This is a genomic window from Pantoea sp. GW821-FHT03E06, from assembly GCF_059420725.1.
This window is the reverse complement of the sequence record NZ_JBWKUG010000001.1, coordinates 942102-956986: the sequence shown is the minus strand read 5'-3', so window position 1 is coordinate 956986 and position 14885 is coordinate 942102. Positions and strand designations below refer to the sequence as shown.

Below are 14885 nucleotides of genomic sequence, written 5' to 3'. Positions count from 1 at the left end.
CCGTCGCAGATTTAGCCTTGGCGGTGGAATATTTGAACAGCGCAAATGTGCAGCACACCACCTCGACAGCGATCACCGCCGTTGCTACTATGCGCTCTCCTCTGTCCGCTGAGTCGCCTATGGATACGCAATCCGACAAAGTTACGTTAACGCTCTTCTACGTTGGTAGCTTTGTGGTCTATTACCTTGTGACCATGCTTGTTACGCTGTTTCCCAACTATGGGGTGCTGCGTAACGATGGCTTGCTGATGCCGGTACTTTGCTTATTTGAATTCGCCGTGATCTACCCGCTCTACCGCTTTTATTGCCAGCGTCGTAGCGATATTCCGCTTGGCTATGTGCGTCCGCTGCAGGCGCTGCTGTTTATTGGCCTGCTGTTTGCGTTGATGGTGGCACAAACCCAGTTTTTGCAGCCGGAAGGTTGGTTGATTGCGCAATCCCAGCAGGGACGCAGCTCCATGCTAATTCTGTTGCTGACGGCGGTGCTGCTGGCACCGGTGTTTGAAGAAGTGCTGTTTCGCGGATTCTTACTGCAAGGTTTTCTACTGTGGGCGCCAAAAAGCCGTTTTGCCTGCATGCTGCTGACATCCCTGCTGTTCGCCGCCATGCATACCCAATATGTGCACTGGGAAACGCTGGTCGCCTTAACGCTGTTTTCGCTGCTATTATGCTATGCGCGCCTGCGCAGCAATAGCCTCGCGCTCCCGATTTTCCTGCATACGCTGAATAACCTGATTGCGATCCTGCCCGCCTGGTATTTCGCCTGAAAACAGCCATCATACGATGGCCGTAAACCTAGCGCCTTACACCTGCGTTAAACCGCCATCCACACAGATCTCTGCCCCGGCAATATAGCTGCTCTCGTCACTGGCGAGGAACAGTACCGCGTTAGCGACCTCTTCTGGCTTGCCCATGCGGCTCAGCGGAATGGTGCTGGTGATGCCCGTGCGCACCTCTTCAGAAGCCGCCTGCATCATATCGGTATCAATGGGCCCAGGCGCCACCACATTAATCCGGATGCCACGCGCGGAGAGTTCACGCGTCCAGGTGCGCGCAAAGGAGCGCAGCGCCGCTTTACTGGCGCTGTAAACGCCATAACCCTGCGTACCAATGACATCGGCGATCGAACCAATCAGCACCACGCTGGCGCCAGGTTTCAGCAGCGGTAGCGCTGCCTGCAAAGCGAAGACCGGCGAGCGCACATTGAGGCCGAAGATCTGATCGAAATGCTCCGCGCCGATCTCATCAATGGTGGCGTACTCGGCCATGCCCGCGTTAATCACCAGCACATCCAGCTGCCCGGCTTCGGTCTTGATCGTCTCCATAATGCGGGTGAGTTCGCTTTGCTGGCTCACATCGGCACGCAACGGGTGCGCATTACTGGTAATGGTGCTGCCGGCCGCCTGTAATTCTTCATCACGACGCGAGGTATACCAGGTTGTCGCGCCTTCGCTGGCAAAACGCTGGCTGATTGCCAGCCCAATCCCTTTTGCACCGCCCAGGACGACGGCCACTTTTTTTTCCAATCTGCTCATTTGCTTTCTCCGGTTGGGTAGAAAGCTTATGGTATATATTTTATACTTGATATCAATTACGCACTTTATTTATACCAGATATCGCGGAGTATATCGCCATGGCAGAAATCAACGGTAACAGCTTGAGAGAGGTAGGAAAAACGCGTCCAATCCTGGAGCACATCACCAATAAATGGTCGATTTTAATTCTCACCGTGCTCTGCACTCAGCCTGCGCGGTTTAATGAAATTCGCCGGCGACTGGATGGCATTACTCATAAAGCGTTGGCGGATGCGTTAAAGCGTCTGGAGCGCAATGGGTTAGTGAATCGTGAGGTGCTGAACACGGCACCCATCGGGGTGGAATACAGCCTGACGCCGCTGGCGCAGACGCTACAGCAGCCGTTTATCGCGCTGTACGATTGGGCATTGGAGCATGGCCCTGCGCTGGAACGCGCGCAGGCAGAGTATGATCGCACTCATGCAGAAGCGCTGTTGTAGGGCCGCCATGCATGGCGTAATGGTCGTCAGTTAACCGTAGGGTTTTCGTAGGGTGCGCATTCATGCGCACCTGCATAACGCGGTTTTTATGGCTTAAATGAGCGGCATTACGCCATTCATGGCGATCGCTGACCAGAAAAACTACGCTTTTTCCGCTTCGAAATGGTTTTTGAACTGCTCGTAAATGGAGATCATATTTGACGCATCGCCGTGCAGCGGGCTCAGTTTTCCCGCGCGGACCAGTTCAATCACCAGCTGCAGGGCGGCTTGTTTAGGGCTGCTGGCCGGATGGGCAATTTCGTTAGACATGGTTTACTCACTCATCATTATTGTCAGGGCCGCACAGTTTAGCCCAGATTACGCTGCTGATGCGCGCCACGATGGGTATAATCTTGCCGACCGAACAAGAAAGCCGCTCAGGGTGATAATTGACTCCCGACGCGTTTAGCTATACTGGATCAAAAAAGGGAACGACCAGCCACACATTCCGTACCAGCGAGAAGGTGTTAAAGGAGTCTGAGTATGCTGATTGGTTTTGTTTTGTTAGTGAGCGCGTGTGGGCATGATGCCTGCGATGCGTTGCCGGTATCGGAGCGGATTTACCCAACCAAAGTGGCCTGTGAGCAAATGGCCGATCGCATCCATAAAGTTCGGCCTAACGTGGTCTTACTTTGTGGCGAAGTGCACCGTTAATTCGGTGCCAGTTTTATTACAGTTGCGCAAAAAACAGCCAGACGGCATTGCAAGAATGGGTTGTAGCGTTCAAAATATAAGCTGCTTTTCACTATTACCGTTGTGAATCCAATGAAAACATCTCGCCCCCGTCGTCCAAACGGACGCTGGGTTTATTACATTTTGTATGATGGCATTCTCTGGCCCTGCCCCGTGCGTTGGGAATGGGAGAGCGGCTTCGGCGGCTGGCTGCCGTTTTACTTCTCGCCAACCTTTGAGTTTGTGGCGGGCGATCCACGCAAGGCTTATCGCATTGCGCGCAGCAGCGTGCGTAACGTACGCCAGACAGACGGCGAGTACGCCTGATTGATTAGCTAATCTGCCACGGGAACCACGACGCCGTGAGCAGATAGTGCAGCAGCTCCAGCACTAAAATCACCATCACCAGCACGCCGAGCTTGTGGCTGCAAATCCAGTCTTTTAGCCCCATAACATGGCCGCCCAGCGAATCAGCATCAGCGCGCCACAGATGCATAACAGCACCACTATCATTTTCCAGTGTTTGGTTGCAGCCAGTTTTTTTGCCACGCACCCTCCAGATGACAGAAAGCAACAATGCGCCCTGAGGCGCATTGTTAATTCTAACGCTGGTCACCCGGAAGGGCGATTATTTATTCAGCGTATAGTCGAGCGTGATCTCAGCGTTCAGTACCTGAGACACCGGGCAGCCCGCTTTGGCTTTCTGGATAATCTCATCGAACTTCGCATCCTCAATGCCTGGCAGCACAATGGCGCTGGTCAGCGCGATTTTGGTGATGGCAAAACCCTCGCCCTTTTTATCCAGCGACACATCAGCAGTGGTATCGATACTGGTCGCTTTATGTCCTTCATTGCCCAACATCAGCGACAATGCCATGGAGAAACAAGCGGCATGTGCTGCACCAATCAGCTCTTCCGGGTTGGTACCCTTCTGCCCTTCAAAACGGGTGTTGAAACCGTACGGTTGATTGCTCAACACGCCGCTTTCAGTACTTACCGTTCCTTTGCCTTTGATGTCGCCTTCCCAATGGGCCGATCCTTTCTTATGAATGGTCATGTCATTCCTCCTGTTTAGTTCGACAGGTAATGAGTATAGACAACCTCCCTGATTTTGCTGGCGCTTAGCTCACCGCGCGCGGCCGTGCCGGGCTCAATCCTGCCTCGCTCAGCAGCGCATTGGCCTGCACCAGCGACGCCTGCGTAATCTCGTGAATGGATTTCGCACCGGTCAGCGTCATCGCCACTTTCATCTCTTTCTCAATCAAATTGAGCAAATTCTCCACGCCGCGCTGACCATGCGTTGCCAATGCATACACAAAAGCGCGGCCCAACAGCACGCTATCGGCACCAAGCGCGATCATGCGCACCACATCCAATCCGCTACGAATACCGCTGTCGGCCAGAATGGTAATGTCACCTTTTACCGCATCGGCAATTGCCGGTAACGCGCGCGCTGAAGAGAGCACGCCGTCCAGCTGGCGCCCGCCATGATTTGACACCACAATGCCGTCGGCGCCAAAGCGCACCGCATCGCGCGCATCGTCGGCATCGAGAATGCCTTTGATCACCATCGGTCCATCCCAGAATTCGCGGATCCACTCCAGATCTTTCCAGGAGATCGACGGATCGAAGTTGTTCGCCAGCCAGCCAATGTAATCTTCCAGCCCGGTCGGTTTGCCAAGATAGGTAGAGATATTGCCAAGATCGTGCGGACGGCCATGTAACCCCACATCCCACGCCCATTGCGGATGCGTTGCCGCCTGCCAGTAACGGCGCATGGCCGCATTCGGGCCGCTCATCCCCGAGTGCGCATCACGATAGCGCGCGCCCGGTGTCGGCATATCAACGGTGAATACCAGCGTGGTACAACCGGCGGCTTTGGCACGCTCCAGCGCATTGCGCATAAAGCCGCGATCGCGCAGCACGTAGAGCTGGAACCACATCGGACGGTTAATCGCCGGTGCCACCTCTTCGATTGGGCAAACCGAGACCGTAGAGAGCGTAAAGGGAATGCCTTTCAGCGCCGCGGCACGTGCCGCCTGCACTTCGCCGCGTCGCGCATACATGCCGCACAGTCCCACCGGTGCCAGCGCCACCGGCATCGATAAAGTTTCATTGAACAGTTTGGTCTCAAGGCTCAGTTCCGACATATTTTTCAGCACGCGCTGGCGCAGCGCGACATCGGAGAGATCGGCGACGTTGCGCTTCAGCGTGTGCTCGGCATAGGCGCCACCGTCCAGATAGTGAAACAGGAACGGGGGTAAGATGCGTTGCGCCGCGGCGCGATAGTCACTGGCAGCTGAAATGATCATCCGTTTTTTTCCTTATGCTGAGGTAAATCATGGCCCGGCAGACGCGTAATCCGCGCCTGCCGCGCTTCATCTTCATGCAGAGTTTTCATGGTGGTGTGCACAAAACCGAGGTGATCCATCGCCGCCTGGCGCGCGGCTTCAGCGTCGCCGGCCATGACCGCATCAAACATCGCCTGATGCTGTTCGTGCAGGCGATTGAAAATCACCGGATGGGTATACATGCGTTGACGGCTGTGCAGCACCGAAGATTGCAGCAGATCGAAAAAACCGCGCATGGTTTGCAGCAGCACCACGTTATGTGAGGCTTCGGCGATGGCGAGATGGAAGCGCAGATCGGCCTGCGCGGCGAGATCGGGATCGTCGCTCTCATGCATCTTCAGCAGCGCGTCAAAGGCGTAACGCAGCTTCTCTTTGTCAGATTCCGTGGCGCGTAACGCCGCATGCCACGCAGTACTGGCTTCAATAGCGTGGCGTGCTTCCAGAATGTCATAGCGATAATCGGGATCGGCGGCCAGCAGCTGACGAATCGGCTCAACGATACGCTGCTCCGGCCACGGCTCCTGCGGTTGACACAGCCAGGTGCCGCCGCCGCGTTTACTGATTAACACGCCGCTGCTGATCAGCTGCTGAATCGCCTCGCGCAGCGACGAGCGCGAAACACCCAATTCGGCTGACAGCGCACGTTCCGAGGGTAAACGCATCCCCGGCTCAAGCTGGCGTTCACTCATCCAGGCGCAAAGGCGCGCCCGTAGCGTATCCGCTGAGCGCGGCGTGTTTTCAGTCATGGAATCATCCAGGTGAGGACATAAGCCTGAAGCGTGGTAATCACGCCGACCATGCAGGTAAAGATCAGGCTATGTTTGACGGTGAAACGGAACAGATCCGACTCTTTGCCCACCAGCCCAACGGCGGCACAGGCAATGGCAATCGACTGCGGTGAAATCATCTTGCCGGTTACCCCGCCGGTGGTATTCGCCGCCACCAGCAACACATCCGACACGCCAATCTGCTGCGCCGTTGTTGCCTGTAGCGCAGCAAACAGCGCGTTCGATGAGGTATCTGAACCGGTAAGAAACACGCCGAGCCAGCCAAGGAACGGCGAGAAGAAAGTAAAGGCATTACCGGTATGCGCCAGCGCCAGCGCTAAGGTCGCCGACAGGCCGGAATAGTTGGAGATAAAGGCAAATGCCAGCACCATACCGATGGAGTAAATCGGCAGCGCCAGCTCCTTCAGCGTTTCGCCAAAGGTCTCGATTGCCGCCTTCGGCTTCATGCGCAGCCAGATGACAGACAATACCGCCGCCAGCAAAATAGCCGTCCCGGTGGCCGACAACACATCAAACTTGAACAGCGCCGGATATGGCGTCGCCGCGTTCACCACCGGCGGCATGCGCGCCACCAGTTCATTCAGCAGCGGCACCGGCACGGTGAACACCCAGTCATACATCGCGCCGCCTTTGGCGAACAGCGCTTTAAACGGCGGAATACTCCACAGCGTTACGGTGGCGGTGAGAAACAGGAATGGCATCCATGCACGCACAATCTGGCCCAGGCTGTAGCGCTGCTGCGTATTGTTCGCATCGACCGCGGCCTGCTCAAAGCGGAAAATGCGCACCGGCTGCCAGCGGCGCAGAAACAGCGTCAGGCAGACCAGCGATACCAGTGAGGAGATAATGTCAGGCAGTTCCGGGCCAAGAAAGTTAGAGCTTAGGAACTGGGCGATGGCAAAGGATCCGCCTGCGACGATCACCGCCGGCCAGGTCTCTTTCACGCCGCGCCAGCCATCCATGATCGCCATGATCCAGAACAGCACAATCATGGTGAGGAACGGCAGCTGACGCCCCGCCATCTGTCCAATCTGGAAGCTGTCGATTCCGGTCACTTGCCCGGCAACAATAATCGGAATGCCCATCGCGCCAAACGCCACCGGTGCGGTGTTCACAATCAGGCAAAGCCCTGCGGCATACAGCGGATTGAAACCCAAACCCACCAGCAGCGCGGCGGTGATCGCCACCGGCGCACCAAAGCCCGCCGCACCTTCGAGGAAGGCACCGAAACAGAAGCCGACGATCAGCATCTGCAAACGCTGATCGGGCGTTATCGTCAGGATCGAGGCGCGAATGATGTCGAACTGGCCGGTTTTTACCGAGATTTTGTAGACAAACACCGCCGCGACGATAATCCAGGCGATGGGCCACAAACCGTATAAAAATCCGTAGACCACGGATGCCAGCGCCTGGCCTAACGGCATACCGTACAGGAACAGCGCCACCAGCAGCGCAATCACCACGGTGGCGGTACCCGCCTGATAGCCTTTTAGCTTGAGCTTAATCAGCGCGAAGAAGAAAAACACAATCGGGATCACCGCCACAAGGCTGGAGAGCCACAAATTATCGAGCGGATCGTAGTTTTGTTGCCATACCTGCATGCCGTTTACTCCAGAGGTGACCAGAAGGGGGGCGGCGCATCGGCTAATGCAGGTGAGCGCCGCCGCTATTGCCCTGTTCTGCCCTGAATTGGTAGGACCACATTCAGGGCGCCGGGCTTTCTGGCTCCAGATAGTTAATGCATTGTTAACCTAAAGCAACGAAGCAGGTGTGATTTTTCGTGTTATGTGACGATATGGCAACATTTAACGATTTTGGTAGGACCAATTATCGTTAATTCAACCAAAGGCCCGACCATAACTGCGGGGATGGAAGCGCAGATTGAGCACAATTAGCCCAACTGTCACCAGGGTTTGCATCAGCCAGACGCTGCTGAAACTGTGGGTGAATGCCTGAAGCTGGCCCGCGATAAACGGCATGCAGCCGGCGATGATAAAACCCGCCCCCTGCATAAACGCCACCAGCCGTGCGCCAGCCTGTGGATGCGGCAGGTGATCGAGTGCCAATACCATCGCCAGCGGAAACGCCGCGCCCAGGCCAAAACCGGCAATTGCGGCCCACAGCCACGGTGCCAGCAGCGGTGCAAACAGAAAGCCGCTCATGCCGAGCAACTGACAAATCAGGCTAATAATCAGCTGTGGACGGCGATCGGCCTTGCGCGCCAGCAGCGGCATCAATAACGCTCCAGCCACCTGACACAGAATCATCACCCCCAGCAGCGAGCCACCGGCCTGCGCCGACCAGCCAAGATGATGGTAGGCATCCGGCAACCAGGCAACACAGGTTGCATAACCGCCGTTCACCAGCCCGAAGCTCAGCGCCAGCGTCCAGGCGCGCGGCTTGCGCCACAGCGCTGGCAGCACAATCTTCTCCCTGCTGGCTGCGGCAGGCACGCGCACGCACAGCCACAATGCTATTGCCAGCAGCACCGGTAGCGCCCAGCCCGTTAGCGCCAGCGACCAGCCGAACTGCGCGCTGAGCCATGGCGACAGCGCCGCTCCCAGCCCGCCGCCGCCCATCAGCGCGCCGGCCCATAAGCCGGTCACCGGTGCGCTACGCTGGGCAAAGCGTTGACGGATCAATCCCGGCATCGCCATCTGTACCACGCCCACGCCAAGTCCACCGAACAAGGCGCTGATCACCAGCCAACTGCCGTCATGGATCACGCCACGTGCCAGCAGCGCCAGCAATAACAGGATTAAGCCGCCCAATAATAATCGTTGCAGCGGCACGCGCTGCATCAGCGAGGCGCTGAGCAGCGCAACCGCCCCCATCATCACCATCGGCACGGCGGGCAGCAGTGAGGCGGCCAGCGGAGAGAGCCCCATCGCCTGGCGTAACTGGCCGAGCAGCGGGCTAATTGAAGTCAGTAACGGACGCATATTCAGCCCAGCCAGCACTAAAGCGGCGAGCGTCAGTCCGTTGGAATGTCGGTTCATACGCAATCCAATAGTGAAAAGGTTGCCAGCATCGCAGCAGTCAGTACTATTTGGAAATGAAATAACACCATAGCGACCAGTGGAAAAATGAATCGTCAACCGATGTTTACTCCGCAGCAGCTGCTCAGTTTTGTGGCGGTATGCGAAACCACCAGCTTTACCCGCGCCGCAGAGCGCGTGCATCTTTCGCAATCTACCGTCAGCCAGCAAGTACGCCGTCTGGAAGAGATGATAGGTAAAGCGCTGCTGGAGCGGACGTCGCATCAGGTGGCGTTAACCGAAGAGGGGGAAAAACTACTCGGTTATGCGCGGCGCATTATTGCCCTGAACGGCGAAGCGCACGATGTGTTGAGCGACAAATGGCGCGATGGCATTTTGCGCCTGGGGGTACCGGAAGATTTCGCCGCGCCCACGGCCAGTTTGCTGGCGGAATTCAGCCGCGAGCATCCGCAGCTACGGCTGGATGTCATGAGCGGCATGTATGTCGATCTACACCGCGCGTGGCAGCGCGAAGAGCTGGATATCATGTTGATCAAGCAGCCGGGCGGCGAGCGGCCGCTGGCCTCGCGCCCGGAGCCGCTGCTGTGGCTGGATAGCGCCGCGCATCCCTGCTTTGAGCAAACGCCGGTACCGCTGGTGGTGTTCCCGCAGCTCGGGTTGTATCGCGAAGAGATGGCGCAGACGCTGGATCACCTTGGCCGCGGCTGGCGCATCAGCTACAGCAGCGCCAGCCTCGTCGCGCTTGCCAGCGCCAGCGCCGCCGGATTGGGTGTCACCCTGCTGCCCGCCAGCTGTCGCCTGCCTGAACATCGCGTATTAGGCGAAGCTGAAGGTTTACCTGACATCAGCCATTTTGAACTGGCACTGTTTTGCCGTTCGCCGCAGGACGATTTGCAACAGGCACTGTCCGCCGCGCTGGTCAGGTTTTGCCATTTGCAGTGGCAGTGATTTTCCCACTGCCAGTCAGTGGAAAATATCGCAGCGCCCCGCGCCGGGTTTTGCCAGATTAGGCGTTTTCATTTGATGGAGCCTCTGATGCAACTCACCTCTCCCAGCCGTCGCGAATTTCTTAGTCTGACCGCCGCCGGTAGCCTGCTGGCAGCCGGTATCAGCTACGCCGGACAAGCTTCACCGTTATTGCCTGAAAAAACGCAGCCTCATACTCCACCCCCGCGCGTCGCCCATTACCAGCTGCTCAATGTGCGCCTCGAAGAGGGTTTTGAGCGCGACGGTAACGACGTGATTGCCACGCGCACCGCGCTGTATGACATCACCGTCAAAGAGGGCAAATTCGCCGCGATTGAACCGGCAGGCAAGGCCCGTAATGCCGCGCTACCCCAGTGGGATGCCAACGGCGCTCTGCTGCTGCCGCGCACCCGCGATATGCATATCCATCTCGACAAAACCTTCTACGGCGGTCCGTGGCAAGCACCACGTCCGCGTCAGGGCAAAACCATCATGGATATGATTGCCCGGGAACAGGTGCTGATCCCGCAGCTGCTGCCCACCTCACAGGCACGCGCCGAAGCGATCATTGGCTTGTTGCACAGTAAAGGCACCACCGAAGCGCGCAGCCACTGCAATATCGATCCGGTTAGCGGCCTGAAAAGTCTTGAGCATCTCAAGCTGGCATTGGCTAACCATCCGCAATTCCCGTGTGAGATTGTCGCTTTTCCGCAGCATGGTTTGCTGCACTCGAAGGTTGATGGATTAATGCGTGAAGCGATGCAGATGGGCGTCGAGTTCGTCGGCGGACTCGATCCAACCAACGTGGATGGCGCGATGCAGGCGTCGCTGGATGCGATGTTCCAGATAGCGCTTGATTTCCAGCGCGGCGTAGATATCCACCTGCACGAAACCTCGCCCTCCGGCGTGGCGGCCATTCAGTACATGATCGATACCATCGCGAAAAATCCACAGCTGAAAGGCAAAGTCACGCTGAGCCATGGCTTTGCGCTCGCAACGCTTGAAGGCAAAGCGCTGGATCAGATGATTGCCGGCATGGCCGAGCAGCAGATGAGCGTGGCTTCTACCATCCCAATCGGTAAGCTGACCATGCCGCTGCCGCAGCTCCAGGCGGCGGGCATCACGGTGATGACCGGTACCGATAGCGTGATCGATCACTGGTCGCCGTTTGGTAGCGGCAGCATGCTGGAAAAAGCCAATGTGTATGCGCAGCTGTATCGCGGTTCTGATGAGTTTGGCTTAAGTCGTGCGCTGCACATAGCCACCGGCGGAATTTTGCCGTTGTCGAATCAGGGCGAGCGGCAGTGGCCCCAGCTGGACGATGAAGCCAGCATGATGTTGGTCGAGGCCAGCTGTTCCGCCGAAGCCGTGGCACGCATTTCCCCGGTGCGCGCCACCTTCCAGCGCGGATTGCCGGTGTTCAGCGCCTGATGTTCCCAGGTGCGCATAAATGCGCACCCTACAGTGTTGTAGGGTCGCCATTTATGGCGACCGTCCCAATTAATGCGCGAATCAGATTGACGCCATTTATGGCGACCGTCCCAATCAATGCGCGAATCATATTGACGCCATTAATGGCGACCTTCCCAATCATTGCGCGAATCAGATTGACGCCATTGATGGCGACCGTCCCGCATTCGAGTCCTGCCAGCAACAAAAAAGCCTCCGCAAGGAGGCTTTACGTACGACATAAAAAGGGTGGCATGCGCGCACCCGATGAGTGCTGGATTTACGAAAGCATCTGAATCGCCAGCGCATACAATCGCTGGTTTTCATCGTCGCTGACAGGCTCTTCTTCCGCGTAACAGGCAATCATAGAGCTCACTTTATCCGAAGATAACGTTTCCCCATGCAGATGCAGCGTTAACACGGCGCGGCCGACGATTTTCAGAATGTCTTCGTTTTGTCCCTGGACATAATGACTCAATGAAATGACCTCTGAAGTATCTTGGGTTTTAATCGTTCGCCAAATGGCGCGCTAAATATAAAGCAAATCGACCATAATCTTTAATCAGAATTTTCCCAGCCCTTAGGCACACATAAGCATAACGCCTGCAAAAGGGTGGCGAATAAGCGCTGAATAAGCGGCAAATTCTTGCTAATCACCCCAACTGGCTAAAGATGTCTGATGCTACCCCCCTCATGGCGCAACAAAATCAACCGCAAAAACATTAGAACTATGCGATAGTTTTCGCTCATAATCTAAACAATGAGGTGGCAAGGCTAACTGGTTTCCGGGGTAAACCACCTGCGCTTTTGCCATTGCCGATCACCGCCCTTTCTGCCAGACTGACCGCCGCAATCCTACCCGCAATTAGAGACATTTCCGTGACTGCTTTTTCTACCCTGACGCAACTGCCTGCCAGCCAACTCGATAACCTGCGCGAGATGGGTTTCGACGCCATGACGCCGATTCAGGCCGCTTCCCTGCCCGCCATTCTGGAAGGGCGCGACGTGCGTGCGCAGGCGAAAACCGGCAGCGGCAAAACCGCCGCATTTGGTGTCGGCTTATTGAACCGCATCGATAACAGCCAGTTTCATACGCAGGCGCTGATCCTCTGCCCCACGCGCGAACTGGCCGACCAGGTGAGTAACGTTCTGCGCCAGTTGGCACGTTTTACCCGCAATATTAAGATCCTGACGCTGTGTGGCGGCCAGCCGATGAGCGCGCAGCGCGACTCGCTGGTCCATGCGCCGCATATCGTGGTGGGCACGCCGGGCCGTCTGCTCGATCACCTCAAGCGCGACAATCTCGATCTCAGCCAGCTGCAAACGCTGGTGCTGGACGAAGCGGATCGCATGCTGGAGATGGGCTTCCGCGACGATATGGAAGCGATTATTGGTTTCACCCCCGAAACACGGCAAACGCTGCTGTTCTCCGCAACCTGGCCAGATACCATTGCCAGCCTCAGCCAGCGTTTCCAGCGCGATGCGCTGGCGGTGGCCACTGAAGATAAGTCTGAACTGCCGGCCATTGAGCAGCAGTTTATTGAAGCCAGCGCCAAAGAGCGTCACAGCCTGCTCGGAGCCCTGCTCAGCCAGCAGCAGCCGGCATCGTGCGTGGTGTTCTGTAATACCAAACGTGAATGCGATGACATCGCCGCTGCGCTAAATGAACGCAACATCAGTGCTCTGGCGCTGCATGGCGATCTCGAGCAGCGCGATCGTGAACGCGTGCTGATTCGCTTCGCTAACGGCAGCATCCGGGTGTTGATCGCCACCGACGTGGCCGCGCGCGGTCTGGATATTAAATCGCTGGCCTTAGTGGTGAACTTCCAGCTGGCGTGGGATCCGGAGGTACACATTCACCGTATCGGTCGTACCGGGCGCGCGGGTGAAAAGGGATTGGCGGTGAGCTTTGTGGCTCCCGACGAAATGGTGCGCGCGAATGCGCTGGAGGAGTATCTGCAGCAGAAACTCAACTGGGTTTCCTCCAGCACGCTGAAAGGCAGCAGCGCGACGCCGTTGCCCGCCACGAAAATGACGCTGTGCATTGATGGCGGCCGCAAAGCGAAAATCCGTCCGGGTGATATCCTCGGCGCGTTGACCGGTGAAGCCGGATTCAGCGGCGATCAGATTGGCAAGATCGACATGACCGCAACGCATGCCTATGTTGCTATTGATGCCGCACAGGCGAAAAAAGCGCTGATCAAGCTGAAAGAGGGCAAGATCAAAGGCAAAAGCGTGCGTGCCATCCTGCTGAAGTAATCTCCTCAAGCGTGAGGGCGTCGCTCTCACGCTAAAATTTCATCCCCTTTCCCTTCATTTTTTCGCCCTTCTGCCGATAAGTTAATCATGGCGATTTTGCCCTGCCCAGATTCAGCCCCGAGGCCATGATGGATAATTTTCAGAAAGAGATCGATGAACGCGCCAATCTTGCGCTTTCCAATAAATTCGAACTGCTGTTGTTCCGCCTGGGTTCCGATCAGCTGAAAGGCAAATCTGAGCTATATGGCATCAACGTCTTTAAGCTGCGTGAAATTGTGCCCATGCCAACCATTACGCGCGCGGCAGGTATGCAATCACCGCTGCTGGGCATGGCGAGCATTCGTGGTCAGTTTATACCGGTAATCGATCTGCCTGCGGTGACCGGCTGTAAACCAGAGACCGGACTGAATCTGCTGCTGGTGACCGAATATGCCCGTAGCACCCAGGCGTTTGCCGTTGAATCCGTGGAGAATATTGTCCGTCTCGACTGGAGCCAGGTGCATACTGCGGAAGCGGGCATTGGTAGCCGTAACATCACCAGTATCGCCTGCCTGGATACCGATGGTCAGAGCAATAATCTGGCGATGGTACTGGACGTTGAGCAGATTCTCTATGACGTGATCCCTTCCGTGCGTGGCGTTGAGCCAAGCGCAGAGACGGCCAAAGATTTCAATTTGAAGCCGGGTCAGGTTGCTATTGTGGCGGAAGATTCCAAAGTGGCGCGCCAGCTGCTGGAGCAGGGTCTGAAAAGCATGGGCATACCGGCCATCATGCATAACACCGGGCTTGAAGCCTGGATCAAAATTACCGAGATGCAAAAAGAAGCCGCGGCTAACGGGGAGTCGATCCACGATAAGATCGCGTTAGTACTGACCGATCTCGAAATGCCAGAGATGGACGGTTTTACCTTAACGCGTAATATCAAGCGCGATAACGTGTTGCGCCATATCCCGGTGGTGATCCATTCGTCGCTCTCCGGCAGCGCCAACGAAGATCACGTGCGCAAAGTGGGCGCCGATGGATACGTAGCAAAATTCGAAATCAATGAGCTCTCCAGTGTGATCCACAGCGTGCTGAAAACGCCGCGTTAAATCCTTTCGCCCTTTTCCCGGTGCGCGTAAATGCGCACCCTACGAAATCCGCATCCGCCATTTATGGCAACCTCATACGCACATATCTAATGCCAGCCAAAAATCCTCGTTTACACCATTCACCAAACTGTGACCTACCTCTAAAAAATTAAAGTTAAAACATTAACAACCGATAACAGAAAGCGCTTGCGCCGGTGCTGCCATACCAGTTTTGTCACGCTGCGTAATTATTTTCACCTTTAAAAACATCAACCTGC

18 protein-coding genes are annotated in these 14885 nt (G+C 56.4%); 8 read left to right on the top strand and 10 right to left on the bottom strand.

Going from position 1 to position 14885, the window contains the following annotated elements:
• The first annotated feature begins 119 nt into the window (after positions 1-119).
• The gene (locus AC07WB_RS04330) at positions 120-767 is read left to right on the top strand and encodes a CPBP family intramembrane glutamic endopeptidase (RefSeq protein WP_097094780.1); all 648 of its coding nucleotides are present in this window, start codon (positions 120-122) and stop codon (positions 765-767) included.
• A 36-nt stretch (positions 768-803) separates the two neighbouring features.
• On the opposite strand, the gene AC07WB_RS04325 is transcribed toward AC07WB_RS04330, so the two are convergent.
• Entirely contained in the window at positions 804-1535 is a 732-nt protein-coding gene (locus tag AC07WB_RS04325) for an SDR family NAD(P)-dependent oxidoreductase (RefSeq protein WP_494940084.1), read from the bottom strand.
• Positions 1536-1633: 98 nt separating this feature from the next.
• Between AC07WB_RS04325 and AC07WB_RS04320 the strand changes: the two genes are divergently transcribed.
• On the top strand, positions 1634-2014 hold the full coding sequence (locus tag AC07WB_RS04320; protein WP_097094782.1) for a winged helix-turn-helix transcriptional regulator: 381 nt from the start codon (positions 1634-1636) through the stop codon (positions 2012-2014).
• Positions 2015-2155: 141 nt separating this feature from the next.
• Here AC07WB_RS04320 and AC07WB_RS04315 read toward each other — a convergent pair whose 3' ends face one another.
• A complete protein-coding gene (locus AC07WB_RS04315; RefSeq protein WP_176519132.1) occupies positions 2156-2323 on the bottom strand; it encodes a hypothetical protein in 168 nt (55 codons plus the stop codon).
• 213 nt (positions 2324-2536) lie between these two features.
• Between AC07WB_RS04315 and AC07WB_RS04310 the strand changes: the two genes are divergently transcribed.
• Positions 2537-2707, top strand: coding sequence for a hypothetical protein (locus AC07WB_RS04310; protein WP_007887091.1), 171 nt, complete (start codon positions 2537-2539; stop codon positions 2705-2707).
• Between the two features lie 111 nt (positions 2708-2818).
• On the top strand, positions 2819-3052 hold the full coding sequence (locus AC07WB_RS04305) for a hypothetical protein (RefSeq protein WP_064740385.1): 234 nt from the start codon (positions 2819-2821) through the stop codon (positions 3050-3052).
• A gap of 114 nt (positions 3053-3166) precedes the next feature.
• Here AC07WB_RS04305 and yniD read toward each other — a convergent pair whose 3' ends face one another.
• The 6 genes from yniD to AC07WB_RS04275 all read right to left on the bottom strand — a co-directional run bounded on the left by yniD (position 3167) and on the right by AC07WB_RS04275 (position 8863).
• A complete protein-coding gene (gene yniD / locus AC07WB_RS04300; protein ID WP_097094784.1) occupies positions 3167-3274 on the bottom strand; it encodes a small membrane protein YniD in 108 nt (35 codons plus the stop codon).
• Positions 3275-3353: 79 nt separating this feature from the next.
• The gene (locus AC07WB_RS04295) at positions 3354-3782 is read right to left on the bottom strand and encodes an OsmC family protein (RefSeq protein ID WP_097094785.1); all 429 of its coding nucleotides are present in this window, start codon (positions 3780-3782) and stop codon (positions 3354-3356) included.
• Between the two features lie 64 nt (positions 3783-3846).
• Positions 3847-5037 carry an FMN-dependent L-lactate dehydrogenase LldD gene (gene lldD / locus AC07WB_RS04290; protein ID WP_097094786.1) on the bottom strand — a complete coding sequence of 397 codons (1191 nt, stop codon included), beginning with the start codon at positions 5035-5037 and terminating at the stop codon, positions 3847-3849.
• The gene (lldR, locus tag AC07WB_RS04285; RefSeq protein WP_345827195.1) at positions 5034-5822 is read right to left on the bottom strand and encodes a transcriptional regulator LldR; all 789 of its coding nucleotides are present in this window, start codon (positions 5820-5822) and stop codon (positions 5034-5036) included. Before lldR ends, lldD begins: the two co-directional genes overlap by 4 nt.
• Complete coding sequence (gene lldP, locus AC07WB_RS04280) at positions 5819-7465, bottom strand: L-lactate permease (RefSeq protein WP_097094788.1); 1647 nt, start codon at positions 7463-7465, stop codon at positions 5819-5821. The genes lldR and lldP overlap by 4 nt, the downstream gene beginning before the upstream one ends.
• Positions 7466-7702: 237 nt before the next feature.
• Positions 7703-8863, bottom strand: coding sequence for a cyanate transporter (locus AC07WB_RS04275; protein ID WP_097094789.1), 1161 nt, complete (start codon positions 8861-8863; stop codon positions 7703-7705).
• An 87-nt stretch (positions 8864-8950) separates the two neighbouring features.
• On the opposite strand from AC07WB_RS04275, the gene AC07WB_RS04270 reads away from it, so the two are divergent.
• Together AC07WB_RS04270 and AC07WB_RS04265 are read left to right on the top strand one after the other, a co-directional pair.
• Positions 8951-9811, top strand: coding sequence for a LysR family transcriptional regulator (locus tag AC07WB_RS04270; RefSeq protein WP_494940083.1), 861 nt, complete (start codon positions 8951-8953; stop codon positions 9809-9811).
• Positions 9812-9898: 87 nt separating this feature from the next.
• Entirely contained in the window at positions 9899-11260 is a 1362-nt protein-coding gene (locus AC07WB_RS04265) for an amidohydrolase family protein (RefSeq protein ID WP_400454742.1), read from the top strand.
• A 28-nt stretch (positions 11261-11288) separates the two neighbouring features.
• Here the strand turns inward: AC07WB_RS04265 and AC07WB_RS04260 are convergent, their stop codons facing one another.
• Together AC07WB_RS04260 and AC07WB_RS04255 are read right to left on the bottom strand one after the other, a co-directional pair.
• Positions 11289-11486 carry a hypothetical protein gene (locus tag AC07WB_RS04260; RefSeq protein WP_494940082.1) on the bottom strand — a complete coding sequence of 66 codons (198 nt, stop codon included), beginning with the start codon at positions 11484-11486 and terminating at the stop codon, positions 11289-11291.
• A 72-nt stretch (positions 11487-11558) separates the two neighbouring features.
• Positions 11559-11756 (bottom strand): hypothetical protein, encoded by a 198-nt coding sequence (locus tag AC07WB_RS04255; protein WP_039333073.1) that lies wholly within the window; start codon positions 11754-11756, stop codon positions 11559-11561.
• Between the two features lie 401 nt (positions 11757-12157).
• Here AC07WB_RS04255 and dbpA point away from each other — a divergent pair, with 401 nt between their 5' ends.
• Complete coding sequence (dbpA, locus tag AC07WB_RS04250) at positions 12158-13537, top strand: ATP-dependent RNA helicase DbpA (protein ID WP_400454740.1); 1380 nt, start codon at positions 12158-12160, stop codon at positions 13535-13537.
• A gap of 128 nt (positions 13538-13665) precedes the next feature.
• The gene (locus AC07WB_RS04245; protein ID WP_345829924.1) at positions 13666-14628 is read left to right on the top strand and encodes a chemotaxis protein; all 963 of its coding nucleotides are present in this window, start codon (positions 13666-13668) and stop codon (positions 14626-14628) included.
• The last annotated feature ends 257 nt before the right edge of the window (positions 14629-14885 follow it).

What these genes read in the sequence shown, in the direction of transcription:
- AC07WB_RS04310 (WP_007887091.1), top strand. Translation starts at nt 2,537, where the DNA reads ATGCTGATTGGTTTTGTTTTGTTAGTGAGCGCGTGTGGGCATGATGCC.
- lldP (WP_097094788.1), bottom strand. Translation starts at nt 7,465, where the DNA reads ATGCAGGTATGGCAACAAAACTACGATCCGCTCGATAATTTGTGGCTC.
- AC07WB_RS04305 (WP_064740385.1), top strand. Translation starts at nt 2,819, where the DNA reads ATGAAAACATCTCGCCCCCGTCGTCCAAACGGACGCTGGGTTTATTAC.
- AC07WB_RS04270 (WP_494940083.1), top strand. Translation starts at nt 8,951, where the DNA reads ATGAATCGTCAACCGATGTTTACTCCGCAGCAGCTGCTCAGTTTTGTG.
- AC07WB_RS04315 (WP_176519132.1), bottom strand. Translation starts at nt 2,323, where the DNA reads ATGTCTAACGAAATTGCCCATCCGGCCAGCAGCCCTAAACAAGCCGCC.
- AC07WB_RS04320 (WP_097094782.1), top strand. Translation starts at nt 1,634, where the DNA reads ATGGCAGAAATCAACGGTAACAGCTTGAGAGAGGTAGGAAAAACGCGT.
- AC07WB_RS04265 (WP_400454742.1), top strand. Translation starts at nt 9,899, where the DNA reads ATGCAACTCACCTCTCCCAGCCGTCGCGAATTTCTTAGTCTGACCGCC.
- AC07WB_RS04275 (WP_097094789.1), bottom strand. Translation starts at nt 8,863, where the DNA reads ATGAACCGACATTCCAACGGACTGACGCTCGCCGCTTTAGTGCTGGCT.
- AC07WB_RS04325 (WP_494940084.1), bottom strand. Translation starts at nt 1,535, where the DNA reads ATGAGCAGATTGGAAAAAAAAGTGGCCGTCGTCCTGGGCGGTGCAAAA.
- lldD (WP_097094786.1), bottom strand. Translation starts at nt 5,037, where the DNA reads ATGATCATTTCAGCTGCCAGTGACTATCGCGCCGCGGCGCAACGCATC.
- AC07WB_RS04295 (WP_097094785.1), bottom strand. Translation starts at nt 3,782, where the DNA reads ATGACCATTCATAAGAAAGGATCGGCCCATTGGGAAGGCGACATCAAA.
- AC07WB_RS04330 (WP_097094780.1), top strand. Translation starts at nt 120, where the DNA reads ATGGATACGCAATCCGACAAAGTTACGTTAACGCTCTTCTACGTTGGT.
- AC07WB_RS04245 (WP_345829924.1), top strand. Translation starts at nt 13,666, where the DNA reads ATGGATAATTTTCAGAAAGAGATCGATGAACGCGCCAATCTTGCGCTT.
- lldR (WP_345827195.1), bottom strand. Translation starts at nt 5,822, where the DNA reads ATGACTGAAAACACGCCGCGCTCAGCGGATACGCTACGGGCGCGCCTT.